Genomic DNA, 23,258 nt, shown 5'->3' on the forward strand with positions numbered 1-23,258 from the left:
CCGCAAAGCGGGGGAGAGGTGCCTCGCGTAGCGAGGCGGAGCGGGGGCAGCGCCGACGTTCGGCGATTAGTCGCCACCCTCATTCTGATGCAAAAATGCCGATTGCGGTGCTTGCGCAGCCACCGCCGAACAGGCCAGTTTGCGCCTGCAGAATCGGTGAGAGCGCAATGACCATCCAGACCATCAAGGCCCGAGGAATTTCGGTTTCGCTCGACCTCACGGTCGGCCACATCGCCGACATGGTCGTCGAGGGTGGTGGGCGGCAGCTGAAGCCGCTGCACCGCGCGCCCTGGGTCGATGCGAATGAGACGCTGCCGGACAATTTGCCGGAAGGTACGGTTCGGCTGTCCGGCGATTTTCTCTGCGCGCCGTTTTCGCGCAGCGATGTCGAGGAAGCGCCGCTGCATGGCTGGCCGGCCAACAGCGCCTGGGACATCGCCGAAAGTGCCGCGACGGATGATGGCTGGCGCGCGGTCTACCGCCTGCGGCACAAGGTGATGGGTGCCAGCGTCGACAAGATCCTGACGCTGCGCGACGGCCATCCCTTCCTCTACCAGGAGCATGCGTTTTCCGGCGGCCATGGTGCCATCTCGGTCGCGCATCACCCGATGACGGCGATGACGGGCGGCGGCAGGCTGGCCTTTTCGCCGAAGCGGTTTGCGGCGACGCTGGACGACCCGCTGGAGCCGGATCCCGCGCGCGGCCGCTTCCTGCTGGCCTATCCGGCACGATCCGCCGATCTCAGCCAATTCCCCGCCGCCGGCGGCGGTACGCTCGACCTGACGGAATACCGCATGGACGACCGCCGCGAGGATTTCCTCACGCTGGTCGAGGCGGATCATGGCGGGCCGGGCTGGACCGCGCTTGCACGAGAGGCCGAAGACGATCTGGTGCTGGTGCTGAAGAACCCGGCCGAACTGCCGATCACCATGCTGTGGCTCAGTAATGGCGGGCGCGACTACGCGCCCTGGAGCGGTCGCCACCTGGGCGTGCTCGGCATCGAGGATGGCCGCGCCGCCGTCGGCCATGCCGCCTCGATCGGCGACAACTGGCTGAAGCGCGAAGGGGTCGCGACCGCCTTTGCACTGGGCGAAGGCCAAAGCGTGTCCTTTCGCCATGTCATCGGCGCCATTCCGCTGGCCGGCGGCGAGCCGCCACAGGCGATCACGACGGCGGATGGCCGCATACGACTGGTGACGGGTGGCGCGACGCGGGAGGTTCCCTTCGACAGCGATTTCCTGCGCATTGGCCAGCCTGCGCCCGCTTGATGGGATTGCGCGGCCGCAGGGTTTGAAATTTCCGTGAACTGCCGCCAAGATGTGGCCGAAATCATCATGCGGAACATGGTGGATTTGAAGCTCCTGCCAGAGAGGCTCTCATGTCCGAAATCGCCCATCTCGCCGCCACCATCTTCAAGCGTGCCGGCAAGGCAAACCGCTTCATCGTGGCCATTGCCGGGCCACCAGGCTCCGGCAAGTCGACGCTGTCGGCGCGGCTGCATGAACTGCTGCCCGAAGGTGCTTCGGAAGTCGTGCCGATGGATGGCTTCCACTATGACGACGCCGTGCTCGAGCGGCGCGGCTTGCGCACCCGAAAGGGTGCGCCGGAAACCTTTGACTTTGCCGGTTTCGAAACCTTGCTGAAGCGTATCCGGGCCGGCGAAGCCGATATCGCCATCCCGGTCTTCGACCGCAGCATGGAGCTGTCGCGCGCCGCCGCCTCGATCGTCGCCACGGAAACCAAGTTCATCCTGGTCGAGGGCAATTACCTGCTGCTCGACGAAGAGCCGTGGTCGCGGCTGGCGCCGCTGTTCGATTTCTCGATCTTCGTCGACGTGCCGCGCAACGAACTCGAGCGCCGCCTGATGGAGCGCTGGCACGGACATGGCCGCTCCGACGAAGATGCGCGCGCCTGGATCGCGTCCAACGACCTGCCCAACATCGAACGCGTGCTCGCGCGGCGCCGGGCTGCCGATCTGGTGATCGGCCTTTCCGCTTGATTCGACGGATTGCGCAAGGGGAACCTTAAGACTTTCAGGCCGTTATCCCGACACGGCAATTATGCCAAAAGAGGGATTCGGTCCAATGGCAATCAAGGCAAGAAAGCCCGCGCCCGCCAAGGGCAAGGCGACCCAATCCAAGGCCGGCGCCGGCCCGGCGATGACAGCCCGTTCGAAGGACGCCAAGCCGGCCTTCGGCAAGGCAGCGCCGAAGAAAGTGGTGCCGACCGCAGCGAAAGCCGCGCCGAAAGCCGCAAAGCCGAAGAAGCCCGCAAGCTCCAGCGACTCCGTGAGCGGCAGCGCGATGCGCACGGCCAAGGCGACGGCCAACGTCGCTGCCGGCGCGGTCATGGTCGCCGCCCGAGGTGCTGCGTCGCTCGCTGCTTCCGTCATGGGCAAAGGCGGTTCGAAAGCCAAAGCGAAGGCAAAATAGCCGCGCTTCGGAGGCTGGTTCGGCTATCCCTTGGCGGGGATGGTCAGGCCTTTCTGCACCGCCGGCCGCGCCAGGCCGCGCTCCAGCCATGTCGAGACATTGACGAAATCGTCAAAGCCGACGAGTTCGCGGGCTTCGTAGAAGCCGATCAGGTTGCGCACCCAGCCGAGCAGCGAGATGTCGGCGATGGTGTAGTCATTGCCCATGATCCACTTGCGCCCCTTCAGCCGGCCGTCGAGCACGCCGAGCAGTCGCTTTGACTCGTCACGATAGCGCTCCAGAGGGCGTTTGTCGGCGATCTCGCGACCGGCGAATTTGTGGAAGAAGCCGACCTGGCCGAACATCGGCCCGACCGAGGCCATCTGGAAGAACACCCACTGGATGGTCTCGTAGCGGCGCGCAGCATCGATGGGCATGAGCAGGCCGGTCTTTTCAGCGAGGTAGAGCAGGATGGCGCCGGATTCGAACAGGCCGATCGGCTTGCCGTCCGGACCGTTCGGATCGATGATCGCCGGTATCTTGCCGTTGGGGTTGAGCGACAGGAATTCCGGTGTCCAGCTTTCGTTCTGGCCGATGTTGACCCAATGCGGCTCGTAAGGCAGGCCGAGTTCCTCCAGGGCGATCGAAATCTTCACGCCGTTCGGCGTTGTCGCCGAATAGAGCTGGAGCTGATCCGGACGCTTGGCCGGCCAACGCGTTGCGATCGGAAAGGCGGACAGGTCGGCCATGGAAACTCCTGAATGAGGATTCGCGCCAAGCGGCGCGGTTTTGGCGGGTCGGCCAAGGATTAGACGCGGCGCACGGCACGATCAATGGCGTGCAAGGGTTTCGTTGCGCGCGAACAGTCAACGGAACGGCCTGCTTGGGGCAGATCGCGCGCCCGGCCTTTGCGTTCAGACGGCCTTGAAGGCCAGCACGGCATTGGTGCCGCCGAACGCGAAGCCGTTGCTGATCGCGGCGCGCACCTTGCGCTCGCGCGGCACATTCGGCGTGACGTCGAGGTCGCAATCGGGATCGGCCTCACGAAAATTGGCCGTCGGCGGCACGATGCCTTCGCGGATCGCCATCACGCAGGCGATCATCTCCAGCGCACCCGATGCGCCCAGGCAATGGGCGTGCATCGACTTGGTCGACGACACCGAAAGCTTGTAGGCATGGTCGCCGAAGACGCGCTTGATCGCTGCCGTCTCGATCTGGTCGTTGGCCTTGGTGCCGGTGCCATGGGCATTGAGGTAGTCGACATCCTCGGGATTGAAGCCGGCATCGGCCAGGCAGGCGCGCATGGCCGCCGTCGGCCCTTCGACGGTCGGAGCGACAATGTCGGAGGCGTCGGCGGAGAGGCCGGCGCCGGCGACCTCGGCAAGGATGGTGGCGCCGCGCGCCATGGCATGCTCATACGTCTCCAGGACCGCCATGCCGGCGCCCTCGCCGAGCGACAGTCCCTGGCGGTCGGCCGAGAATGGCCGGCAGGTGTCGGGCGCCAGCACGCGCAATGCTTCCCAGCCCTTCAGGATGCCCCAGACCAGCGGCGCATCGGTGCCGCCGGCGACCATCACGTCGGCGCGGCCAAGCCTGATCTGGTCGACGGCCGAGGCGATGGCGTGGTTGGATGAGGAGCAGGCCGAGGTGACACCGAAGACCGGGCCGCGCAGGCCCAGATTCATGCTGACATGGCCGGAGGCCGCGCTTGGCATGACCTTTGGCACGGTGAAGATACCGGCGCGGTTCTTGCCCTCGACCAGGATGGCACGATAGCTCTCTTCGATCGCCTCCCAGCCGCAGACGCCGACACCGACGACAGTGCCCATCCGATAGGTGGTGGCTTCACTCGAAACCAGGCCGGCCTGCTGCATGGCTTCCCTGGCTGCGATCGTCGCCAGCAGGCTGAAGCGGTCCATCGACACGGTCTGCTTGCGGTCGATGCCGTGATCTGGAAGCGTCTTGATTTCGCAGCCGACCTTGACCTTCAAATCATGCAGTTGGGGACTTGTGATCTGGCCGATGGCCGAGCGGCCGGCGCGCATCTCGTTCCAGATCGCGGACGCGCTTGTGCCGAGCCCGCAAATGCCGCCCATGCCGGTGATGACAACGCGCTGCCGCATTCAGTTCAGGCTTTTTTCGCGATCAGCGCGCGCACAGCTTCGACCATGTCGCCGACATTCTTCAGATTGCTCCACGCGTCGACCGTGTTCATCTCGATCTCGATGCCATACTCTTCCTCAAGATCGAAGATAATCTCCGTCAGCTCGAGCGAATGGATGCCAAGCGAGGTCAATTCGGTGGTGGTGGTGATTTCTTCGCCGCCCGGCTCGGCATGAGCCTTGATCTTCGCGATGATATCCGTTGCCAGCTGGTCGGCCATTCGGTTCCTTCCCCACTATCTCGACGTTTCCCGACGCCAACTGAGCAGCGCCCCTTTTTCTCCTGGTATCAAGCCGCCGTCGTCGTTTAATACCCCCGCCAAGCGCAGCATGACCGTACCAAGGTGGTTCCCTCTATAGAAACCGAAACGTTGTCAAGCAACAAGCTATATCGAACTCCATATCGACAAAGCCGACGGAGTGCTTAACGTGCAGGCATGGATATGGGCGAACCTAGCGGCGAACATGACGGGATTTCGACGCAGCGCGTTGCGGGCGTCGCGCGGCTTTCCTGCGCGCTCAGTGAGGGCCGCACGCGCCTGCGGCGCCTCTATCAGGACGGCGCCGGCAAGATAAGAATGCCGGCCGTCTCGACCGATCCGCTCGAAGCGGTGCTGATCAACACCGCCGGCGGGATGACCGGCGGCGATCGTATCGCCTGGGACGTGGATGTCGGCGCGGCCGCTTCGGCTTCGATCACGACCCAGGCCTGCGAGAAGATCTACCGGGCGGCATCCGACCGTGCCGAAGTGCGGGTCAATTTGTCGGTCGGCGAAAACGGGCGCATCGCCTGGCTGCCGCAGGAAACCATCGTCTTCGACCGGGCGGCCTTTGCCCGCACGCTCGACGTCGAGCTTGCCGTCGGCGCCGAGGCGCTGGTGCTGGAAGCCGCCGTCTTCGGTCGCCTGGCGATGGGCGAGCGCGCCACGCAGGGCAACTTCCATGACCGCTGGCGTGTGCGCCAGGATGGCGCCCTCATTCATGCCGAGGATTTCCGCATCAGACCCGATATCGCCGCCAGGCTCGACCGCCCGGCCGTTGCCGGCGGCGCGATCGCGGTGGCGACGCTGCTTCTGGTGTCGCCGCGCGCCGAGGCCCTGCTCGACCAGGTTCTGGAGATCGTCGGCGACCACGGCAGCGCCAGCGCCTGGTGCGTGAAGAAATCTGGCAAGCTTCTTGCGAGGCTCTACGCCGGGGATGGCTACCGGCTGCGCCAGCGGCTGGTTCCACTCGTCGAATTGCTCAACGGAAGGGCGGGGTTGCCCAAATTATGGTCACTATAGGCCTGTCTCTACCAATCCAGGGAAACGCATGAACCTGACGCCGAGGGAAAAGGACAAGCTGCTGATCGCCATGGCGGCGATCGTGGCGCGCAAGCGGCTCGAACGCGGCGTCAAGCTCAACCATCCGGAAGCGATCGCGCTGATCACCGACTTCGTCGTCGAAGGCGCCCGCGACGGCCGCCCGGTCGCCGAACTGATGGAAGCCGGCGCTCATGTCGTCAGCCGCGCGCAAGTCATGGAAGGCATCGCCGAGATGATCCATGACGTGCAGGTCGAGGCGACTTTTCCCGACGGCACCAAGCTGGTGACCGTGCACGAACCGATCCGTTGAGGAGGACAGGATGCTGGAGCTGCGTCCCAACTGCGAATGCTGCGACAAGGACCTGCCGCCCGAGGCGACGGATGCGCTGATCTGCACCTTCGAGTGCACCTTTTGCGCCGGATGCGTGGAACAGGTGTTGGGCGGCATCTGCCCCAATTGCGGCGGTGGTTTTTCGGCGCGGCCGATCCGCCCGGCAGCGATGCTGAAGAAATACCCGGCGTCGAGTAAACGCGTTCTCAAGGCCGAAGGCTGCGGCCCTCGCAAGGCTGCGTGAACACCGCGACCCTTAACCAGAAGGCATTTCGATGATCCCCGCTCCGATGAAACGCGCTTCGCTTTCCGCAATTCTGCTTCTGGCCGCTGCCATGCCGGCCTATGCCCATGTCGGCATCGGCACGGCCTCCTCCTTCACGGCCGGCTTCATGCACCCGCTTTCCGGGCTCGATCACATGACGGTGATGATCGCGGTCGGACTGTGGGCAGCGATCAAGGGCGGCAAGGCGGTTCTTGCCTGGCCGGCGGCCTTTGTCGGTGTCATGCTGGTCGGCGGCGCGCTGGGCATTTTGCATATGCCGCTGCCCTTCGTCGAACCCGGCATACTGGCCTCAATCGTGGCGCTCGGGCTGCTGGTGGCGCTGGCGGTCGATCTGCCGGTCTCGGCCGGCGTCGCCATCATCGGCCTGTTCGCGCTGTTCCACGGCCACGCGCATGGCACCGAGGTGCCGGAGAATGCCGGCGGGCTTGAATACATGGCCGGCTTTGCCATCGCCACGCTGTTGCTGCATGCCACCGGCATCGCCGCCGGTCTCGGTCTCGGCATCCGGTTCCGCGGCTTGGCCCGTACTGCCGGTGCCGCCTGCGCGGCGATCGGCATCGGCCTCGCCTTCGGCATCGTGTGAGGGTGACCATGATCCCCGGTGAGATCATCACGGTGGACGGCGACATCGAGCTCAACAAGGGCCTGCCGACCGTCACCCTGAAAGTCGCCAACAGCGGCGACCGGCCGATCCAGGTCGGCAGCCACTACCATTTCTTCGAGACCAATGAGGGGCTGAAATTCGACCGCGAGCGTGCCAGGGGCATGCGTCTCGACATTGCCGCGGGCACGGCCATGCGTTTCGAGCCGGGCCAGGAGCGCGACGTCACGCTGGTGCCGCTCGGCGGCAAGCGCGAGGTCTACGGATTTCAGCAGAAGGTGATGGGCAAGCTGTGAGATCTCCCGGCGCGCTCAGCTCAGTTCGATGGCTTGGCCGCGGCGTAGATGACGATCTTTCCGGGATTGTCGAATTCGACGGCGAGGACATCCTGCGCCTGCACGCGCCGCGATTCGATGGCGTTGAACAGCAGCGCGTTGGCCTCGATCTCCTTGCGCAGCTCCGTGATGTCGTCCTGATGCTGCTTGACCTTGCTTTCGATCTCCGGCGGCGGGCCGCCTTCGCTGCGCGCGGCGTCGGTGAGGAACACGATGTCGACCTTGTCGAGCTTGGACGTCTTGCGCACCGTACCGATGTTTTCACGCGTGCGGTCGATCGCCGTGTTGACGCTGCGGGCTTCGGCGGTGGCCTTGGCCTCTTCCTGCTTGACCTGCGAGCCGACGATGCGGTTGACGGTCTCCGTGCTTTCCAGCCCTTGCGCTTTCAATCCGGCAACAGACCCTGCCGCCGCCAAGAACGCCGTGGCGGCGACTGCCTGCATTCTGGTCAAGAAAGAAGTGATCGCCATCGCTCGCTCCTGAGAGAAGTCGTTTCGGGGCGCGGGTTAGCGCGAAAAGAACAAAACGAATCCCGCCCGGCGAAGGTTCCTTTCCCGATGCGGCCGGCAGGCCGGATGCCGGCCCGCCGTGCCGTCTCGTCAGCTCGCCTTCTTGGTGATCAGGGTCAGTGCGCCATTGGGTTCCATGCTGGCGGCGACGACTTGCGCCGAACTGAGCCCCTTGGCTTCCAGCGCCGACTTCACCTTGGGCGTGGCGTCGATCGAGCTGCGCAGTTTCTTCAGGCCGTCATCGCCACGCTGGGCGATCACCTGGTTGACCTGCGTCTGGGTGTCCTTCGGCAGCTCGGTGATGTCGACGATGTTGACGCTCTGGATCGTCGGCACCGCAGGCTGAGCCTGGGGCGTGGCTGGAGCAGGCGTTGCCGGCGCCGGAGCGGGCTGTGGCGCGGGTTGCTGCTGGGCACCCGCGGCGCCCGCCAGCATCAGGCTGGCAGCAGCGGCAAGAATTATTGTTTTGCGCATGGATTTTCCTTTCCATCGATTGGCAAACGGTCGGTCTGGGGTGACCCCCTAACCTCAACCGCCAAATGGGATCAGAAGGTGTCGCCCAGCGGGTCATTGCGTGACCATAGGATGGCAGCAATGTGCAGCCGCGCTTCAATCCCACCGCATTTCGGCAAACCGCATTTCAGGAGCAATCGCTGATGGCCAGAATTACCCGCGCCGCCTATGCGCAGATGTATGGCCCGACGGTCGGCGACAGAGTGCGCCTTGCCGACACCGAACTGTTCATCGAGGTCGAGAAGGATCTCACCATCCATGGCGAAGAGGTGAAATTCGGCGGCGGCAAGGTGATCCGCGACGGCATGGGCCAGAGCCAGGTTTCCAGGGCGCAAGGCGCCGTCGATACCGTCATCACCAACGCGCTGGTGATCGATGCTAGCGCAGGCATCTTCAAGGCCGACGTCGGCCTCAGGGACGGGCGCATCACGGCCATCGGCAAGGCCGGCAATCCGGACACGCAGGATGGCGTCACCATCATCATTGGTCCCGGCACCGAGATCATCGCCGGCGAGGGCAAGATCCTGACCGCGGGCGGCTTCGATGCGCATATCCACTTCATCTGCCCGCAGCAGATCGAAGAGGCGCTGATGTCAGGCATCACCACTATGCTCGGCGGCGGCACCGGTCCGGCGCACGGCACGCTGGCCACCACCTGTACGCCGGGGCCATGGCACATGGCCCGCATGATCCAGTCCTTCGATGCCTTCCCGATGAACATCGGCCTGTCGGGCAAGGGCAATGCCTCGCTGCCCGCAGCCCTCGAGGAAATGGTGCTGGGCGGCGCCTGCTCGCTGAAGCTGCACGAGGACTGGGGCACGACGCCGGCGGCGATAGACTGCTGCCTGTCGGTCGCCGACGACTATGACGTGCAGGTGATGATCCACACCGACACGCTGAACGAATCCGGCTTTGTCGAGAACACCGTCGCGGCTATCAAGGGCCGCACCATCCACGCCTTCCACACCGAGGGCGCCGGCGGCGGCCACGCGCCCGACATCATCAAGGTCTGCGGCCTGCCCAACGTCATCCCGTCCTCGACCAACCCGACGCGGCCCTACACGGTCAACACGCTGGCCGAGCATCTCGACATGCTGATGGTCTGCCATCATTTGTCGCCGTCGATCCCCGAAGACATCGCCTTTGCCGAAAGCCGCATCCGCAAGGAAACCATCGCGGCGGAAGACATTTTGCACGACATCGGTGCCTTCTCGATCATCTCATCGGACAGCCAAGCCATGGGCCGCGTCGGCGAAGTGGCGATCCGTACCTGGCAGACCGCCGACAAGATGAAGCGCCAGCGCGGCTCGCTGCCGCAGGAGACCGGCAACAACGACAATTTCCGCGTCCGCCGCTACATCGCCAAATACACGATCAACCCGGCCATCGCGCATGGACTGTCGAAAGACATCGGCTCGATCGCGGCGGGCAAACGCGCCGACCTGGTGCTGTGGAACCCGGCCTTCTTCGGCGTCAAGCCGGACATGGTGCTGATCGGCGGCATGATCGCCGCCGCCCCGATGGGCGACCCCAACGCCTCGATCCCGACGCCGCAGCCGATGCACTACCGGCCCATGTTCGGCGCCTATGGCAAGGCAAGGACCAACTCGTCGGTGACCTTTGTTTCGAAAGCCGCGCTCGAATCAGGCCTGCACGGCAGGCTTGGCGTCGACAAGCAGTTCGTCGCCGTTGAAAACACCCGCGGCGGCATCGGCAAGCATTCGATGGTGCTCAACGACGCCACGCCGCATGTCGAAGTCGACCCGGAAACCTACGAGGTCCGTGCCGACGGTGAATTGCTCACCTGCGAACCGGCGACGGTGCTGCCGATGGCGCAGAGGTATTTTCTGTTTTGAAGCGGCGATTCGACCGGGCGAGCATTACCCGTTGCAGCCCTTGGTGGGAGGCAGCAATATGCGGCCGACCACCAGTTGCATTGTGATCGAGCATGGCCACCGAAATCGCTTCCGCCCACGACATCTTCCCGCATATCCGCATCGTCATGGGCATGGTGATCGGGCTTGGCGTCGCCCGCCTGCTGTCGGGGGTGGCGCGGATCGTCCAGCATCCCGGCCAATACAAGCTCTATCCCGTGCATCTGGCCTGGGTCGTCTCGGTGCTCCTGATGCTGGTGCATTTCTGGTGGTGGGAGTTCGGCCTCTACGCCATCGAAACCTGGACCTTCGGCAAGTACCTGTTCATCATCTTCTACGCGATCACGCTGTTCCTGCTGTGCGCGCTTTTGTTTCCGGATTCGATGCTGGACTACACCAGCTACGAGGATTTCTTCTATTCGCGCCGGGCGTGGTTCTTCGGCCTGCTGGCGGCGACCTATATGCTCGACGTGGTCGACACGCTGCTGAAGGGGCCGGAGCATTTCGCCCGCTTCGGCAGCGAGTACCTGTTCCGCACGCCGGTCTTCGTCGCGCTTTGCATCATCGCGATCCTGGTGCGCGACCGCCGTTTTCATATCGCCTTCGTCACGGCGGCGCTCATCTATCAGATATCGTTCATCCTGCGGCTCTTCGACACCATCGTCTGAACGAACGCGATGGTCTAGCTTGTTGGGGAAAGGCAGGGTTCGACATGTACAAGGCCGTTGGATCGCGCGGATCCCGGGTCAGCCGCGTTCTCTGGATGCTCGAGGAGCTCCGGCAGCCTTATGAATTCGTCGAGGTTCATCTGCGCTCACCGGAAGCCTATGCGCTCAATCCCTCCGGCAAGGTGCCGATCCTCATCGACGGCGAGCTGACGGTGACGGATTCGGCGGCGATTTGCGTCTATCTCGCCGACAAGCACGCGGACATGGGCATGGGCGCCAACCCAAGCCCAGCCGGTCGCGCCGAAATGGATTCCTGGATGCATTTTGCGCAGAGCGAGCTTGAAGCGCCGCTGTGGAACAAATTGCGCCATCGCTTTCTGCTGCCGAAGGACGTACGCGTCGATGTCGGTCCTGCGGCGGCTTACGATTTTGCCTCGGAATTGAAGGCGCTGGAGCGGCGGCTGGGCGACAAGCGGTTTGCTCTCGGCGACCGGTTTTCAGCCGTCGACGTGCTGCTCGGCGACATGGGTGGGTGGGCGCGTGCCGGCCGGTTTGAGATCGAGTCCGAACGCGTCAACGCCTATTTCGACCGCGTGCTGGCGCGGCCTGCGCGTGTGCGGGCACAAGCAAATGGAGGATCCATGAAATGAAGCTCAACCTCAACACCGACTTCACCAAATTCCCGCGCGCCGTCTCAGTACTGTCCGCCGGCCATGCCGGAATCACCCTACCGTCCGGCCGGGCCATTCTCGCCCATGACGAACGCCATCTGCGCCGCCGCGCTATGGAGCTTGCCGACGGCAGCAAGGTGCTGGTCGACCTGCCCGAGCCCGTCGCCTTGAACGATGGCGACCGTCTGGTGCTGGAGGATGGCGGCCATATCGAGATCATCGCGGCGCCGGAAGAGGTCTACGACATCCGCGCCCGCGACGGCGTGCATCTGGCCGAGCTCGCCTGGCACATCGGCAATCGCCATCTCGCGGCGAGCATCGAGGCCGGGCGCATCCTCATCCTGCGCGACCATGTCATCAAGGCGATGCTGGAGGGGCTGGGCGCCACCGTGACCGACGTGTCCGAACCGTTCAAACCGGTGCGCGGTGCCTATTCCGGCCATGGTGGGCAAAGCCACGATCACGGCCATGCGCATGCGCACAGCCACGCGGAAGCGCACAGCCATTCTCATGGCGAAGCGCATTCCCATTCGCACAGTCATGCCGGCCATCGCCACGATCATGACTGACCAGCCTTCGAACATCGCCCTGCTGCGGCTGATGGCGTGGCTGTCGCCTGCCTTTCCGGTCGGCGGCTTTTCCTACAGCCATGGTCTCGAGCGCGCGGTGCATGACGGGCTGATTGCCGATGCCGACAGCCTCGCCTGCTGGCTGGAAACGCTGGTCGAGATGGGCTCCGGCTGGAACGATGCCGTGCTGTTCGCCGAGAGTTGGCGCCGCGCACGCCACGCCTGTGATCTCGACGAAGTAGCGGCACTTGCCGAGGCGCTGGCCGGCTCGCGCGAACGCCATACGGAGACCATGCTGCTAGGTGCTGCCTTCCTCAAAGCGGCGGCGGCCTGGCCAAATCCGGTGCTGGAGCGCTTGCCGGCTGAATGCGCCTATTGCGTCGCCGTCGGCGCCATTGCCGGCGGCAATTCAATTGCACTTCCCGATGCGCTGTCCGCCTTCCTGCAGGCCTTCTTCTCCAATCTCGTCCAGGCCGCAATCCGGCTTGGCGTCGTTGGCCAGAGCGGTGCGACCGCGTTGTTAGCCGGCTTCGAACCGCTGGCGCTGGCGACCGCAAACCGTGCCATGCGCTCGACGTTGGACGATCTCGGCGGCTGCGCCTTCGTTTCCGATGTCATGGCGATGAAGCATGAAACCCAGTATTCGCGATTGTTCCGCTCATGATCCTTCTCGCCTTCGCGCTCTCCCTTGTGCTGCTGCTGATCACCGCGCTGCATGCTTATTGGGGCCTTGGCGGCATCTGGCCGGGCAAGGATGCAGCCTCCTGCGCCCGCGCCGTTGTCGGCTTTCGCGGCGTCGATGAGATGCCGACGCCGTTTGCCAGTTTCGCCGTTGCCGCGTGCCTGTGCCTGGCGACGCTGTGGCCGCTGGCGCTCATAGGCGTCTTTGCCTCGCCCTTCCCAAGGGAAGGCCTGGCCGCCACATCGCTGCTCATCGGTCTGGTGTTCCTGGGCCGCGGCATTGCCGGCTTCACGCCATGGTGGCGGCGGCTGACGCCGGAACAGCCTTTCGCGCGGCTCGATGTCCGCTATTATTCGCCGCTGTGCCTGTTGATCGGGCTCGGCTTTGCCATCCTCGCCATCACGGAGTTTCCGACATGACACAGACAAATGGCCCGCTGCGCGTCGGCATTGGCGGCCCGGTCGGTTCGGGCAAGACGACGCTGACCGAAAAGCTGTGCAAGGCGCTGCGCGACGAGTTTTCCATCGCCGTCGTCACCAACGACATCTACACCAAGGAAGACGCCATGATGCTGGCGCGGCTGCAGGCGCTGCCCGAGGATCGCATCATGGGCGTCGAGACCGGCGGCTGCCCGCACACCGCCATCCGCGAGGATGCGTCGATCAATCTGCAGGCGATCGCCGAGATGAACCGAAAGTTTCCGGATCTCGACATCGTCTTCATCGAATCCGGCGGCGACAACCTCGCCGCCACCTTCTCGCCGGATCTCGCCGACCTGACGCTCTACGTCATCTCTGTCTGCCAGGGCGAAGAAATCCCGCGCAAGGGCGGGCCGGCGATCACCCGCTCCGATTTCCTGGTGATCAACAAGAGTGATCTGGCTCCTTACGTGAACGTCAACCTCGATGTCATGGAGAGCGACGCCGGCCGCATGCGCGGCAAGCGGCCGTTCGGCTTCACCGACCTTTCGCGCGGCAAGGGGCTGCAGGAGGTGATCGATTTCATCATCGAGCATGGCGGCCTGCGAGCCGGCGCTGCCGCTGCCAGCACGGCGGCGTGAGACAGCTATCCCTGCACCAACCAAAACCGGTTGCGGGGATCGACTGGCCACGGCATTCTTGCCGAAACCGGAGGATTTTTCGATGAGCCTTGCCCGTCTGCAAAAGGAAACGCTGACCAACCTGCCCTACTATGAGGAGCGCGTCGATCTCGCCTGCGCCTTCCGCTGGACGGCGCGGCTCAACATGCACGAGGCTGTGGCCAATCATTTCTCGCTGGCCGTCAATGATGGCGGCACACAATTCCTGATGAACCCCAACCAGGTGCATTTCTCGCGCATCAAGGCGAGCGACCTTCTGATGATCGATGCCAACGATCCAGAAACGCTCTCCGGCCCCAATGCGCCCGACCCGACGGCGTGGGGGCTGCATGGCGCCATCCATCGCAATGTGCGCCACGCGCGCTGCGTCATGCATGTGCACTCGATCCACGCCACGGTGCTGGCATCGCTCGCTGACTCGACACTGCCGCCGATCGACCAGAATTCGGCGATGTTCTTCAATCGCCACGTCGTGGACGCGCATTATGGCGGGCTGGCCTTCGAGGAGGAGGGCGAGCGCTGCTCGCAGCTTCTCGTCGATCCCAAGGTCAAGGTGATGGTGATGGGCAATCACGGCGTGCTGGTCATCGGCGACACGGTCGCCGATGCCTTCAACCGCATGTTCTATTTCGAGCGCGCCGCCGAGACCTACATCAAGGCGCTGTGGACCGGCCGCCCGCTGCGCACGCTGTCAGATGCGACCGCCGAAAAGGCGGCGAGCGAGATGGACGACTATCCCGGCCAGGCCGAACGCCATCTCAGCGAGTTGAAGGCGATCCTCGACGAGCAGGAACCGGTCTACCGAAACTGATTGCCTTACAGGCCTAGTTCTGCCCGGAGCTGATCGGCGCTGTTGATGACGACAGCGCCGGGCGGGCCCTCCATCGGCTTTTCCGGCCAGAAGATCGTCTTCATGCCCGCCGCCAGTCCCGCCATGGCGCCCGGCCAGCTGTCGTCGATCGCCACGGCGTGCGCGGGGTCGACACCGGCCAAATACGCGGCGCGCAGGAACGGCTCGGCATGCGGCTTGCCTTCGCGCACGTCGTTGCGGCTGATCGTCTTCATGCCGGGGTAGATCAGGCCGACCATGCTCAGATTGGCGTCGACGATCATCCGGTCCGAATTCGAGACCACGGCCTGCTGGATGCCTCTTGCACGCAGCTCGTTGAATATCTCGATCGCGCCGGGGCGCGGCTTCAAGCTCTCCACCAGCGGCAGGTAGTGTTCGTATTTGCGCACGATCCAGTCGTCGAAAGGCAGGTCCAGGCCGAACTCGTCGCGCATCATCTCGTAGACCGGCCAGGCGGCAACGCCGAGCACGCGCTTATGCAGATCGTCCGGCGGGACAAGGCCGACATTGCGCATCGCCGCCATCAGGGCTGCTTCGTGCAGCGGTTCGCTGTCGACCAGCGTGCCGTCCATGTCCCAGAAAACCGCTTTCGGCATCATGTGAGGCTCCTTTTTGCCATCCCTTAAAGGGTTTGAGCCGGGAGATAAACCTTCGGAGCGCAAGAACCTGCCGCCTGCCGGGACCGCGGCCAAGTCTCTTTGGCGACAGAGACTTCGTGGGAGAAGAAAAACTGGGCCGTGCTTACGTCGATGAACAGCAAGCAATTGCTCCGGAGATTGACAATTGCGCAGTTGGCCGTTCCCTGCGAAAGTGGGGCATGGGCCGCTCTCACAACCGGCGGTCTCGGGAGGCAGGACTTTGAATAGCCGGCAGGATGGTGGCAGCAACAGGCTGGACGATGCGGCGCGCGCCGGCTGGCTTTATTATGTTGCCGGCAACACACAGGACCAGATCGCTTCGACGCTCGGCATTTCGCGGCAGACGGCGCAGCGGCTGGTATCGCTGGCGGTGTCGGAGGGCTTGATCAAGGTTCGCGTCGACCATCCGATCGCCAACTGCCTCGATCTGGCGGCACGGCTGAGATCGCGCTTTGCGCTCGATCTGGTCGAGGTGGTGCCGAGCGACCCCAATTCGTCCTCGACCACGATCGGCATCGCCGAGGCGGCTGCCGCCGAGATCGAGCGGCGGTTGCGGTCTCCGACCCCGATCGTCATGGCGATCGGCACCGGTCGCACGCTAAAGGCGGCGATCGAGCAGCTGCCGCCAATGGAATGCCCGCAGCACAAGGTGGTGTCGTTGACCGGCAACATCTCGCCGGACGGCTCGGCCGCCTTCTACAACGTCATCTTCACCATGGCCGACAGGGTCAAGGCGCGCTCCTTCCCGATGCCCCTGCCGGTCATCGCCTCGTCGCCGGAGGAGCGCGAGATGCTGCTCAACCAGCCGATGATCCAGCCGACGCTGGCGCTGGCGGCGGAAGCCGACGTCACCTTCATCGGCATCGGCGATCTCGGCCCCAAGGCGCCGCTCTACGAAGACGGCTTCATTTCGGAGAGCGAATTGAAGGCGCTGCAGAAGGCCGGCGGCATCGCGGAGATCGTCGGCTGGGTGTTCGATAGGGAGGGCCGCATGATCGAGGGCATCACCAACGACCGGGTGTCGTCGGCTTCGCTACCGTCACGCGAGAAATCGCTGGTCATCGCACTGGCCATGGGCGAACGAAAGCTGCCAGGCATCCTAGCGGCCGCGAACCGGCGGCTGATCAACGGCCTCATCACCGATGAACGGACCGCCGCCGCCCTGCTGGCTGGCATCTGACCGGACCCACAACCGGTTTGCGATAAGGCCAACCGCACTAGCCGTGCCGCCCGAAAGGGTCGTTGCCATCGAGAAACCCGAGATCGCGCTGCAGATGCGGCGACAGGTCCCTGATATCGAGATGTGCCCGTTTTTTGGTCGCGAACCAGCCGAATCCATCCGTCAGCCACGAAAACCAGCGGTGATCCGGTGCGGGAGTGCATTTTTGCTGCGCCATGGTCATGATCGTCAACCTTCGCTATCCTGGACCCGAATGACGGGTTGACTGGGAATGTCGGTCTTGCCGGCGGTCTTTGCCAATCGAACATCGATCATGATCCATAAGGAGGCCTTATGCCGGACCTCGGCTCGCGACAGGTTTCGCCACTCCCGCCGCTGCAGGCGATCCGGGTGTTCGACGCGGTGGCGCGGCATCTTTCCTTCACCAAGGCCGCCGGCGAACTCGCCATGACGCAAGCGGCGGTCAGCTATCAGATCAAGGTGCTGGAGGAGCGTGTCGGCGCGCCGCTGTTCCTACGCCGGCCGCGGCAGATCGTGTTAACCGAGGCCGCGCAGCGCCTGGCACCTGCGGTCAGCGAGGCCTTCGCCATCCTTGGCCAGGCCTATGCCGCGGTGCGTGGCGGGGCCGACGGCTTGCTGTGCGTCACGACGGTGCTGACATTCGCCTCGAACTGGCTCGCGCACCGGCTGGGGTCGTTCCAGATCGCCCATCCGTCGCTGGCGGTGCGGCTCGAAACGTCGAGCCGCCTGACCGACTTTGCCCGCGAGGATACCGATATTGCCATCCGCTCGGGCGGCGGCAAATGGCCGGGCCTGGAAGCGCACAAGCTGCTCGATGCCGACTTCACGCCGATGCTGAGCCCGAAACTCGCGGCGACCATCGGCGGCGTCAGGGAACCGGCCGACCTCTTGCGGCTGCCTATCCTCGATCCCGGCGACATCTGGTGGACGGAATGGTTCTCGGCTGCTGGCGTGCACTCGCACGATCTTGCCAAGCGGCCCGGCAGCAGCATGGGCGCGCAGGCCTATGAGGCCAATGCGGCGATCGCCGGTCATGGCGTCGCGATCCTGACCAGGGCGCTGTTCAAGGCGGAACTCGCGGACGGGCGTCTGATCCAACCTTTCGATCTGGTTGGCGACGACGGCCATGCCTATTGGCTGGTCTATCCCGAGGCGCGCCGCAACGTGCCGAAGATCCGTGCCTTCCGCGACTGGCTGCTGGCCGAGATCGCCTGCTGACCGGCAAGCTTCCGGGCTGCACCTGGTTCTCGCAGATGTATCCGCCGTTGCCTCACTGTATGCGGCCGGGACGATCCGCGCCCTGGCAATTTCGCTCGTCCCGGCCTGCGGTGTCGCCCAAGTGCTGCGCTGCAGCATCGAATCCGGCTTGACATAATTCACGCCAAGTGAGTAATTGCCCAAAGCCAAGGCAAATGCTCATCTTGGTTCAAGGGAGGAATTTGATGAAACTTCGCACGCTCACCCTGGGCTTGTTGACGGCCAGCACGCTTGCGTTCGCCGCACATGCCGAATCCATCACCATCGCCACCGTCAACAATGGCGATATGGTCCGCATGCAAAAGCTGACCGAGGACTTCACCAAGGCGAACCCCGACATCCAGCTCAACTGGGTTACGCTCGAAGAAAACGTGCTGCGCGAGCGCGTCACCACCGACATCGCCACCAAGGGCGGCCAGTACGACGTGATGACCATCGGCACCTATGAGGTTCCGATCTGGGCCAAGCAGAGCTGGCTGCTGCCGCTCGACAAGCTCGGCGACGACTACGACGCCAAGGATATCATCCCGGCCATCGCCGGCGGCCTTTCGGTCGACGGCAAGCTCTATGCCGCGCCCTTCTACGGCGAAAGCTCCTTCGTCATGTACCGCAAGGACCTGATCGAGAAGGCCGGACTGAAGATGCCCGACGCGCCCACCTGGGACTTCATCAGGCAGGCCGCCGACAAGATGACCGATCGCGCCAATGGCGTGAACGGCGTGTGCCTGCGCGGCAAGGCCGGCTGGGGCGAGAACATGGCTTTCCTGACCGCCATGTCGAACTCCTTCGGGGCGCGCTGGTTCGACGAGAACTGGAAGCCGCAGTTCGATCAGCCGGAATGGAAGAACACGCTGCAGTTCTATGTCGACCTGATGAAGGCCGACGGCCCTGAGGGTGCGTCCTCCAACGGCTTCAACGAAAACCTGGCGCTGTTCCAGCAGGGCAAATGCGGCATGTGGATCGACGCCACCGTCGCTGCGTCCTTCGTCTCCGATCCCAAGGCATCGCAGGTCGCTGACAAGGTTGGATATGCGCTGGCACCCGACAATGGCCTGGGCAAGCGCGGCAATTGGCTGTGGGCATGGTCGCTGGCGATCCCCGCCGGCACGCAGAAGGCCGATGCCGCCCAGAAATTCGTCTCCTGGGCGACCAGCAAGCATTATGCGGAACTCGTCGCTTCGAAGGAAGGCTGGGCCAACGTTCCTCCGGGCACGCGCTCCTCGCTCTACGCCAATGCCGAATACCAGAAGGCGGCTCCGTTCGCCAAGATGACGCTGGACTCCATCAACGCCGCCGATCCGACGCATCCGACCGTCAAGCCGGTGCCCTATGTCGGCGTGCAGTTCGTCGCCATCCCTGAGTTCCAGGGTCTTGGCACCACTGTCGGCCAGCTCTTCTCGGCGGCTCTTGCCGGCCAGTCGAGCGTCGACGATGCCCTGAGGCAGGCCCAGGACGCTGCCACCGCGGCAATGACCGAAGGCGGATACATCAAGTAAGGCTCCTCCCGGCGCCGAATGCCGGTCGCCTCCTGACCGGCAACGGCCGCCCGAATTCCCAGTTCGGGCGGCCGCCTTTAACGCCTTTTGAAAATTCCGTCTGACCAGTGAAGGGTGACCGTCATGGCTACTCAGCAGACCCGTTCGCTTGCCCGTTTCATGATGGCGCCATCCGTGGTGCTGCTGTTCGTCTGGATGATTGTGCCGCTGGTCATCACCATCTGGTTCTCCTTCCAGCAGTACAACCCGCTCAATCCGATCCGCGACGGCTTCGTCGGCTTCTCGAACTACGCGCTGTTCTATTCCAACCCGGCCTTCCTGCAATCGATCCTCAACACGCTCACCTTGGTGGTCAGCGTGCTCCTGATCACGGTGATCGGCGGCATCCTTCTGGCGCTGCTGATCGACCAGCCGATGTGGGGCCAGGGCATCGTGCGCATTCTCGTCATCTCACCGTTCTTCGTCATGCCGCCGGTGGCCGCACTGGTCTGGAAGAACATGATCATGCACCCGCAATACGGGGTGTTCGCCGATATAGCCCGCTTCTTCGGGGCCCAGCCGATCGACTGGTTCGGGCAGCATCCGATGCTGGCGATCATCATCATCGTCGCCTGGCAATGGCTGCCTTTCGCGACGCTCATTCTCTTGACCGCGTTGCAGTCGCTCGACGGTGAGCAGAAGGAAGCTGCCGAGATGGACGGCGCCGGCTTCATCAGCCGTTTCATCTATCTGACGCTGCCGCACATGTCGCGCGCCATCACGGTCGTCATCCTGATCCAGACGATCTTCCTCCTCTCCGTCTATGCCGAGATCCTCGTCACCACCAATGGCGGCCCGGGATACGCCTCCACCAACCTGCCCTTCCTCGTCTACCAGAAGGCGTTGCTGGAGTTCAAAATCGGCCAGGCATCCGCCGGCGGTGTGATCGCCGTCATTCTCGCCAACATCGTTGCCTTCTTCGCCATGCGCGCGGTCGGCAAGAACCTGGACAAGTAAGGGAGGCTACGATGGCACGCTCAGTCACCACCCAGCACAAGACGATTGCGACAGTTGCCGCCTGGATTGTCGCCCTGCTGATCTTCTTCCCGATCCTCTACACGATCATCACCTCGTTCAAGTCGGAGCAGGAAGCCATCCAGGGTTTCAGCATCATCCCGTCGGGAACGTTCGAGAGCTATGCCGAGGTTCAGGCGCAAAGCGGCTACTTCAAGTTCTTCTTCAACTCGGTGCTGCTCTCGGTCGGCTCGACCATCTTGGCCCTGCTGGTCGCCATACCGGCGGCATGGTCGATGGCCTTCTCGCCGACCAAGCGGACCAAGGACATCCTGATGTGGATGCTGTCCACCAAGATGATGCCCGCGGTCGCGGTGCTGTTCCCGATCTACCTGATCTTCCGCGACACAGGACTGCTCGACAGCCGCATCGGCCTGATGATCATGCTGATGCTGATCAACCTGCCGATCGTGGTGTGGATGCTCTACACTTATTTCCGCGAAATACCGGGAGAGATCCTGGAAGCGGCACGCATGGACGGCGCCTCGCTGTGGAACGAGATCGTCTATGTGCTGACGCCGATGGCGGTGCCGGGCATCGCCTCGACGATGCTGCTCAACATCATCCTGGCCTGGAACGAGGCGTTCTGGACAATCCGGCTGACGACGACGGAAGCCGCACCGCTGACCGCCTTCATCAGCTCGTTCTCCAGCCCGCAAGGCCTGTTCTGGGCCAAGCTTTCGGCCGCCTCGACGCTGGCCATCGCGCCGATCCTGATCATGGGCTGGTTCAGCCAGAAGCAGTTGGTGCGCGGCCTGACATTTGGTGCGGTCAAATAATTGGTGGTGCGGTGAAATAACGGAATTGTTCGAAGCAATCGGCAGAAATAACCCCTCGGGGAGGAAATCATGGGAAACATCACGCTCAAGAACGTCTCCAAATCCTTCGGAGCGACGTCCATCATCCCCGGTCTCGACCTGGTGATCGAGAATGGCGAGTTCGTCGTCTTCGTCGGCCCGTCGGGTTGCGGCAAGTCAACGCTGCTGCGCCTGATCGCCGGGCTCGAGGACACCAGCGGCGGCTCCATCAACATCGACGGCCGCGACGTCACCGGCGAGGCACCGGCCAAGCGCAAGCTGGCCATGGTGTTCCAGTCCTACGCGCTCTATCCGCACATGACGGTGGCCAAGAACATCGGCTTTCCGCTGAAGATGGCCGGTGAGGACAAGGCGACCATCGACAAGAAGGTGGGAGACGCGGCGCGCGTGCTCAACTTGACCAACTATCTCGAACGCCGGCCCGGCCAGCTTTCCGGCGGCCAGCGCCAACGCGTCGCCATCGGCCGCGCCATCGTGCGTCAGCCGACCGCCTTCCTGTTCGACGAACCGCTGTCCAACCTCGATGCGGCACTGCGCGGCACCATGCGGCTGGAGATCAGCGAGTTGCACCATCAGCTCAAGACCACCATGATCTACGTCACCCACGATCAGGTCGAAGCCATGACCATGGCCGACAAGATCGTCGTGCTGAACGCCGGCAACATCGAGCAGGTCGGCTCGCCGATGGAGCTCTACAAGACGCCGAAGAACCTGTTCGTCGCCGGCTTCATCGGCTCGCCGAAGATGAACCTGATAGAAGGCGCGCCGGCTGCCAAAAACGGCGCCAAGACCATCGGCATCCGTCCCGAGCATCTGGAGATCTCGACCACGGCGGGCGAATGGAAAGCCACTGTCGGCGTCGCCGAACATCTCGGCTCCGACACCTTCCTGCACGTCCAGTCCGATGGCGTCGGTCCGCTGACAGTGCGCGCCGACGGCGAACTCGCCGTCCGTCACGGCGACACCATCTATCTGACAGCGGACAAGGCCAAGCTGCACCGCTTCGGCGCCGACGGAAAGGCGATGTGAGCATGAGACTGGCCGGCAAATCCGCGCTGATCACGGGTTCGGCCCGCGGCATCGGCAGAGCCTTCGCCGAAGCCTATGCCGGCGAAGGCGCAACCGTCGCCATCGCCGACATCAATCTCGAGGCGGCGCAGAAGACAGCCGCCGAGATCGGCGGCAAGGCCTATGCGGTCAAGCTCGACGTCACCGACCTCGCCTCGATCGAAGCGGCGGTGAAAGCCGTCGAGACGAAGACCGGTGGCCTGGATATCCTGATCAACAACGCCGCCCTGTTCGACCTGGCGCCGATCGTCGAGATCACCAAGGCAAGCTACGACAAATTGTTTTCCGTCAATGTCGCCGGCACGCTGTTCATGCTGCAGGCTGCCGCCCGCTCGATGATCGCCGCTGGCCGGGGCGGCAGGATCATCAACATGGCGAGCCAGGCCGGACGCCGCGGCGAGGCGCTGGTCGGCGTCTACTGCGCCACCAAGGCCGCCGTCATCTCGCTGACCCAGTCGGCGGGGCTCGACCTCATCAAGCACCGCATCAACGTCAACGCGATTGCCCCTGGCGTGGTCGACGGCGAGCACTGGGATCACGTCGATTCGCTGTTCGCCAAATATGAAAACCGGCCGAGGGGCGAGAAGAAGAAACTGGTCGGCGAGGCGGTGCCCTATGGCCGCATGGGCACGGCGCAGGACCTTACCGGCATGGCGGTTTTTCTCGCCAGCGCCGACGCCGAATACGTCGTCGCCCAGACCTACAATGTCGACGGCGGCCAGTGGATGAGTTGAGGGCGGGGGACGGCCTCTGCTCCTCGTACCTCCGCGAGGAGCAGAGGCCGACATCAGCGGGCGCGTAGCAAGTGCCACCCCTTATCCTCTCCCCGACCGGGAGAGGAGCGTAACGAAGGCCGAAATCC

The 23,258-nt window shown here is 63.9% G+C and carries 30 protein-coding genes; 23 read left to right on the forward strand and 7 right to left on the reverse strand.

Annotated features, from left to right (window positions below):
• The first annotated feature begins 167 nt into the window (after positions 1-167).
• The 3 genes from NKI66_RS13420 to NKI66_RS13430 all read left to right on the forward strand — a co-directional run bounded on the left by NKI66_RS13420 (position 168) and on the right by NKI66_RS13430 (position 2,432).
• Positions 168-1,268 carry a hypothetical protein gene (locus tag NKI66_RS13420; protein WP_352610987.1) on the forward strand — a complete coding sequence of 367 codons (1,101 nt, stop codon included), beginning with the start codon at positions 168-170 and terminating at the stop codon, positions 1,266-1,268.
• Between the two features lie 110 nt (positions 1,269-1,378).
• Positions 1,379-1,999 (forward strand): nucleoside triphosphate hydrolase, encoded by a 621-nt coding sequence (locus tag NKI66_RS13425; RefSeq protein WP_352720804.1) that lies wholly within the window; start codon positions 1,379-1,381, stop codon positions 1,997-1,999.
• An 85-nt stretch (positions 2,000-2,084) separates the two neighbouring features.
• Positions 2,085-2,432, forward strand: a complete 348-nt coding sequence (locus NKI66_RS13430) for a hypothetical protein (RefSeq protein ID WP_352553299.1) — start codon at positions 2,085-2,087, stop codon at positions 2,430-2,432.
• Between the two features lie 23 nt (positions 2,433-2,455).
• Here NKI66_RS13430 and NKI66_RS13435 read toward each other — a convergent pair whose 3' ends face one another.
• From NKI66_RS13435 to NKI66_RS13445, 3 genes are all read right to left on the reverse strand, one after another.
• Positions 2,456-3,160 carry a glutathione S-transferase family protein gene (locus NKI66_RS13435; protein WP_128304231.1) on the reverse strand — a complete coding sequence of 235 codons (705 nt, stop codon included), beginning with the start codon at positions 3,158-3,160 and terminating at the stop codon, positions 2,456-2,458.
• 165 nt (positions 3,161-3,325) lie between these two features.
• Positions 3,326-4,534, reverse strand: a complete 1,209-nt coding sequence (locus NKI66_RS13440) for a beta-ketoacyl-[acyl-carrier-protein] synthase family protein (RefSeq protein WP_352751879.1) — start codon at positions 4,532-4,534, stop codon at positions 3,326-3,328.
• A 5-nt stretch (positions 4,535-4,539) separates the two neighbouring features.
• Positions 4,540-4,794 carry an acyl carrier protein gene (locus NKI66_RS13445; protein ID WP_013528393.1) on the reverse strand — a complete coding sequence of 85 codons (255 nt, stop codon included), beginning with the start codon at positions 4,792-4,794 and terminating at the stop codon, positions 4,540-4,542.
• Between the two features lie 222 nt (positions 4,795-5,016).
• Here NKI66_RS13445 and NKI66_RS13450 point away from each other — a divergent pair, with 222 nt between their 5' ends.
• Genes NKI66_RS13450 through NKI66_RS13470 form a run of 5 tightly spaced genes read left to right on the forward strand, consistent with a single transcriptional unit; the run spans position 5,017 to position 7,391 of the window.
• Positions 5,017-5,856 (forward strand): urease accessory protein UreD, encoded by an 840-nt coding sequence (locus tag NKI66_RS13450; RefSeq protein WP_352751880.1) that lies wholly within the window; start codon positions 5,017-5,019, stop codon positions 5,854-5,856.
• Between the two features lie 28 nt (positions 5,857-5,884).
• A complete protein-coding gene (locus NKI66_RS13455) occupies positions 5,885-6,187 on the forward strand; it encodes an urease subunit gamma (protein WP_015314510.1) in 303 nt (100 codons plus the stop codon).
• A 10-nt stretch (positions 6,188-6,197) separates the two neighbouring features.
• A complete protein-coding gene (locus NKI66_RS13460) occupies positions 6,198-6,452 on the forward strand; it encodes a DUF1272 domain-containing protein (RefSeq protein WP_027161066.1) in 255 nt (84 codons plus the stop codon).
• Positions 6,453-6,483: 31 nt separating this feature from the next.
• A complete protein-coding gene (locus tag NKI66_RS13465; protein WP_352751882.1) occupies positions 6,484-7,077 on the forward strand; it encodes a HupE/UreJ family protein in 594 nt (197 codons plus the stop codon).
• A gap of 8 nt (positions 7,078-7,085) precedes the next feature.
• Complete coding sequence (locus tag NKI66_RS13470) at positions 7,086-7,391, forward strand: urease subunit beta (RefSeq protein WP_352440554.1); 306 nt, start codon at positions 7,086-7,088, stop codon at positions 7,389-7,391.
• A gap of 20 nt (positions 7,392-7,411) precedes the next feature.
• On the opposite strand, the gene NKI66_RS13475 is transcribed toward NKI66_RS13470, so the two are convergent.
• Together NKI66_RS13475 and NKI66_RS13480 are read right to left on the reverse strand one after the other, a co-directional pair.
• Entirely contained in the window at positions 7,412-7,900 is a 489-nt protein-coding gene (locus tag NKI66_RS13475) for a hypothetical protein (RefSeq protein ID WP_352610984.1), read from the reverse strand.
• Positions 7,901-8,029: 129 nt separating this feature from the next.
• Positions 8,030-8,413: a hypothetical protein gene (locus tag NKI66_RS13480; protein ID WP_352440556.1), complete on the reverse strand. Its 384-nt coding sequence runs from the start codon at positions 8,411-8,413 to the stop codon at positions 8,030-8,032.
• A 182-nt stretch (positions 8,414-8,595) separates the two neighbouring features.
• On the opposite strand from NKI66_RS13480, the gene ureC reads away from it, so the two are divergent.
• The 8 genes from ureC (at position 8,596) to NKI66_RS13520 (ending at position 14,826) form a co-directional block, all read left to right on the forward strand.
• Complete coding sequence (gene ureC, locus NKI66_RS13485; protein WP_502896737.1) at positions 8,596-10,308, forward strand: urease subunit alpha; 1,713 nt, start codon at positions 8,596-8,598, stop codon at positions 10,306-10,308.
• Between the two features lie 92 nt (positions 10,309-10,400).
• The gene (locus NKI66_RS13490; RefSeq protein WP_023810694.1) at positions 10,401-10,994 is read left to right on the forward strand and encodes a hypothetical protein; all 594 of its coding nucleotides are present in this window, start codon (positions 10,401-10,403) and stop codon (positions 10,992-10,994) included.
• Positions 10,995-11,038: 44 nt separating this feature from the next.
• Positions 11,039-11,644: a glutathione S-transferase family protein gene (locus NKI66_RS13495; protein WP_352751884.1), complete on the forward strand. Its 606-nt coding sequence runs from the start codon at positions 11,039-11,041 to the stop codon at positions 11,642-11,644.
• On the forward strand, positions 11,641-12,234 hold the full coding sequence (gene ureE / locus NKI66_RS13500; protein WP_352751885.1) for an urease accessory protein UreE: 594 nt from the start codon (positions 11,641-11,643) through the stop codon (positions 12,232-12,234). Before NKI66_RS13495 ends, ureE begins: the two co-directional genes overlap by 4 nt.
• Positions 12,227-12,898 carry an urease accessory protein UreF gene (locus tag NKI66_RS13505; protein ID WP_352751887.1) on the forward strand — a complete coding sequence of 224 codons (672 nt, stop codon included), beginning with the start codon at positions 12,227-12,229 and terminating at the stop codon, positions 12,896-12,898. The genes ureE and NKI66_RS13505 overlap by 8 nt, the downstream gene beginning before the upstream one ends.
• The gene (locus tag NKI66_RS13510; protein WP_352751889.1) at positions 12,895-13,335 is read left to right on the forward strand and encodes a DUF3995 domain-containing protein; all 441 of its coding nucleotides are present in this window, start codon (positions 12,895-12,897) and stop codon (positions 13,333-13,335) included. The genes NKI66_RS13505 and NKI66_RS13510 overlap by 4 nt, the downstream gene beginning before the upstream one ends.
• The gene (ureG, locus tag NKI66_RS13515) at positions 13,332-13,976 is read left to right on the forward strand and encodes an urease accessory protein UreG (RefSeq protein ID WP_136621099.1); all 645 of its coding nucleotides are present in this window, start codon (positions 13,332-13,334) and stop codon (positions 13,974-13,976) included. Before NKI66_RS13510 ends, ureG begins: the two co-directional genes overlap by 4 nt.
• An 82-nt stretch (positions 13,977-14,058) precedes the next feature.
• Entirely contained in the window at positions 14,059-14,826 is a 768-nt protein-coding gene (locus NKI66_RS13520) for a class II aldolase and adducin N-terminal domain-containing protein (protein ID WP_023810699.1), read from the forward strand.
• Between the two features lie 5 nt (positions 14,827-14,831).
• On the opposite strand, the gene NKI66_RS13525 is transcribed toward NKI66_RS13520, so the two are convergent.
• Positions 14,832-15,464 carry an HAD family hydrolase gene (locus NKI66_RS13525; RefSeq protein ID WP_023810700.1) on the reverse strand — a complete coding sequence of 211 codons (633 nt, stop codon included), beginning with the start codon at positions 15,462-15,464 and terminating at the stop codon, positions 14,832-14,834.
• A gap of 259 nt (positions 15,465-15,723) precedes the next feature.
• Between NKI66_RS13525 and NKI66_RS13530 the strand changes: the two genes are divergently transcribed.
• On the forward strand, positions 15,724-16,683 hold the full coding sequence (locus NKI66_RS13530; RefSeq protein ID WP_023810701.1) for a sugar-binding transcriptional regulator: 960 nt from the start codon (positions 15,724-15,726) through the stop codon (positions 16,681-16,683).
• A 37-nt stretch (positions 16,684-16,720) separates the two neighbouring features.
• Here the strand turns inward: NKI66_RS13530 and NKI66_RS13535 are convergent, their stop codons facing one another.
• Positions 16,721-16,906, reverse strand: a complete 186-nt coding sequence (locus NKI66_RS13535) for a hypothetical protein (RefSeq protein WP_023810702.1) — start codon at positions 16,904-16,906, stop codon at positions 16,721-16,723.
• Positions 16,907-17,016: 110 nt separating this feature from the next.
• Between NKI66_RS13535 and gcvA the strand changes: the two genes are divergently transcribed.
• From gcvA to NKI66_RS13565, 6 genes are all read left to right on the forward strand, one after another.
• Positions 17,017-17,922, forward strand: a complete 906-nt coding sequence (gcvA, locus tag NKI66_RS13540) for a transcriptional regulator GcvA (protein ID WP_352751892.1) — start codon at positions 17,017-17,019, stop codon at positions 17,920-17,922.
• Between the two features lie 224 nt (positions 17,923-18,146).
• Positions 18,147-19,457 (forward strand): ABC transporter substrate-binding protein, encoded by a 1,311-nt coding sequence (locus NKI66_RS13545; protein ID WP_352751894.1) that lies wholly within the window; start codon positions 18,147-18,149, stop codon positions 19,455-19,457.
• Between the two features lie 123 nt (positions 19,458-19,580).
• Positions 19,581-20,453 (forward strand): carbohydrate ABC transporter permease, encoded by an 873-nt coding sequence (locus tag NKI66_RS13550; RefSeq protein WP_013528414.1) that lies wholly within the window; start codon positions 19,581-19,583, stop codon positions 20,451-20,453.
• Positions 20,454-20,464: 11 nt separating this feature from the next.
• Complete coding sequence (locus tag NKI66_RS13555) at positions 20,465-21,289, forward strand: carbohydrate ABC transporter permease (RefSeq protein ID WP_023810705.1); 825 nt, start codon at positions 20,465-20,467, stop codon at positions 21,287-21,289.
• A 69-nt stretch (positions 21,290-21,358) separates the two neighbouring features.
• A complete protein-coding gene (locus NKI66_RS13560; RefSeq protein WP_023810706.1) occupies positions 21,359-22,357 on the forward strand; it encodes an ABC transporter ATP-binding protein in 999 nt (332 codons plus the stop codon).
• 2 nt (positions 22,358-22,359) lie between these two features.
• Positions 22,360-23,130 (forward strand): L-iditol 2-dehydrogenase, encoded by a 771-nt coding sequence (locus NKI66_RS13565; RefSeq protein ID WP_128304237.1) that lies wholly within the window; start codon positions 22,360-22,362, stop codon positions 23,128-23,130.
• Positions 23,131-23,258: the final 128 nt, after the last annotated feature.

It is taken from the genome of Mesorhizobium sp. M0518, from assembly GCF_040321125.1.
GTDB lineage: Bacteria > Pseudomonadota > Alphaproteobacteria > Rhizobiales > Rhizobiaceae > Mesorhizobium.

What these genes read in the sequence shown, in the direction of transcription:
- NKI66_RS13480 (WP_352440556.1), bottom strand. Translation starts at nt 8,413, where the DNA reads ATGCGCAAAACAATAATTCTTGCCGCTGCTGCCAGCCTGATGCTGGCG.
- NKI66_RS13490 (WP_023810694.1), top strand. Translation starts at nt 10,401, where the DNA reads ATGGCCACCGAAATCGCTTCCGCCCACGACATCTTCCCGCATATCCGC.
- NKI66_RS13510 (WP_352751889.1), top strand. Translation starts at nt 12,895, where the DNA reads ATGATCCTTCTCGCCTTCGCGCTCTCCCTTGTGCTGCTGCTGATCACC.
- NKI66_RS13475 (WP_352610984.1), bottom strand. Translation starts at nt 7,900, where the DNA reads ATGGCGATCACTTCTTTCTTGACCAGAATGCAGGCAGTCGCCGCCACG.
- NKI66_RS13535 (WP_023810702.1), bottom strand. Translation starts at nt 16,906, where the DNA reads ATGACCATGGCGCAGCAAAAATGCACTCCCGCACCGGATCACCGCTGG.
- NKI66_RS13430 (WP_352553299.1), top strand. Translation starts at nt 2,085, where the DNA reads ATGGCAATCAAGGCAAGAAAGCCCGCGCCCGCCAAGGGCAAGGCGACC.
- NKI66_RS13495 (WP_352751884.1), top strand. Translation starts at nt 11,039, where the DNA reads ATGTACAAGGCCGTTGGATCGCGCGGATCCCGGGTCAGCCGCGTTCTC.
- ureG (WP_136621099.1), top strand. Translation starts at nt 13,332, where the DNA reads ATGACACAGACAAATGGCCCGCTGCGCGTCGGCATTGGCGGCCCGGTC.
- NKI66_RS13560 (WP_023810706.1), top strand. Translation starts at nt 21,359, where the DNA reads ATGGGAAACATCACGCTCAAGAACGTCTCCAAATCCTTCGGAGCGACG.
- NKI66_RS13550 (WP_013528414.1), top strand. Translation starts at nt 19,581, where the DNA reads ATGGCTACTCAGCAGACCCGTTCGCTTGCCCGTTTCATGATGGCGCCA.
- NKI66_RS13425 (WP_352720804.1), top strand. Translation starts at nt 1,379, where the DNA reads ATGTCCGAAATCGCCCATCTCGCCGCCACCATCTTCAAGCGTGCCGGC.
- NKI66_RS13465 (WP_352751882.1), top strand. Translation starts at nt 6,484, where the DNA reads ATGATCCCCGCTCCGATGAAACGCGCTTCGCTTTCCGCAATTCTGCTT.
- NKI66_RS13455 (WP_015314510.1), top strand. Translation starts at nt 5,885, where the DNA reads ATGAACCTGACGCCGAGGGAAAAGGACAAGCTGCTGATCGCCATGGCG.
- NKI66_RS13420 (WP_352610987.1), top strand. Translation starts at nt 168, where the DNA reads ATGACCATCCAGACCATCAAGGCCCGAGGAATTTCGGTTTCGCTCGAC.
- NKI66_RS13505 (WP_352751887.1), top strand. Translation starts at nt 12,227, where the DNA reads ATGACTGACCAGCCTTCGAACATCGCCCTGCTGCGGCTGATGGCGTGG.
- NKI66_RS13440 (WP_352751879.1), bottom strand. Translation starts at nt 4,534, where the DNA reads ATGCGGCAGCGCGTTGTCATCACCGGCATGGGCGGCATTTGCGGGCTC.
- NKI66_RS13555 (WP_023810705.1), top strand. Translation starts at nt 20,465, where the DNA reads ATGGCACGCTCAGTCACCACCCAGCACAAGACGATTGCGACAGTTGCC.
- NKI66_RS13445 (WP_013528393.1), bottom strand. Translation starts at nt 4,794, where the DNA reads ATGGCCGACCAGCTGGCAACGGATATCATCGCGAAGATCAAGGCTCAT.
- NKI66_RS13470 (WP_352440554.1), top strand. Translation starts at nt 7,086, where the DNA reads ATGATCCCCGGTGAGATCATCACGGTGGACGGCGACATCGAGCTCAAC.
- ureE (WP_352751885.1), top strand. Translation starts at nt 11,641, where the DNA reads ATGAAGCTCAACCTCAACACCGACTTCACCAAATTCCCGCGCGCCGTC.
- NKI66_RS13520 (WP_023810699.1), top strand. Translation starts at nt 14,059, where the DNA reads ATGAGCCTTGCCCGTCTGCAAAAGGAAACGCTGACCAACCTGCCCTAC.
- ureC (WP_502896737.1), top strand. Translation starts at nt 8,596, where the DNA reads ATGGCCAGAATTACCCGCGCCGCCTATGCGCAGATGTATGGCCCGACG.
- NKI66_RS13450 (WP_352751880.1), top strand. Translation starts at nt 5,017, where the DNA reads ATGGGCGAACCTAGCGGCGAACATGACGGGATTTCGACGCAGCGCGTT.
- NKI66_RS13545 (WP_352751894.1), top strand. Translation starts at nt 18,147, where the DNA reads ATGAAACTTCGCACGCTCACCCTGGGCTTGTTGACGGCCAGCACGCTT.
- NKI66_RS13435 (WP_128304231.1), bottom strand. Translation starts at nt 3,160, where the DNA reads ATGGCCGACCTGTCCGCCTTTCCGATCGCAACGCGTTGGCCGGCCAAG.
- NKI66_RS13525 (WP_023810700.1), bottom strand. Translation starts at nt 15,464, where the DNA reads ATGATGCCGAAAGCGGTTTTCTGGGACATGGACGGCACGCTGGTCGAC.
- gcvA (WP_352751892.1), top strand. Translation starts at nt 17,017, where the DNA reads ATGCCGGACCTCGGCTCGCGACAGGTTTCGCCACTCCCGCCGCTGCAG.
- NKI66_RS13460 (WP_027161066.1), top strand. Translation starts at nt 6,198, where the DNA reads ATGCTGGAGCTGCGTCCCAACTGCGAATGCTGCGACAAGGACCTGCCG.
- NKI66_RS13565 (WP_128304237.1), top strand. Translation starts at nt 22,360, where the DNA reads ATGAGACTGGCCGGCAAATCCGCGCTGATCACGGGTTCGGCCCGCGGC.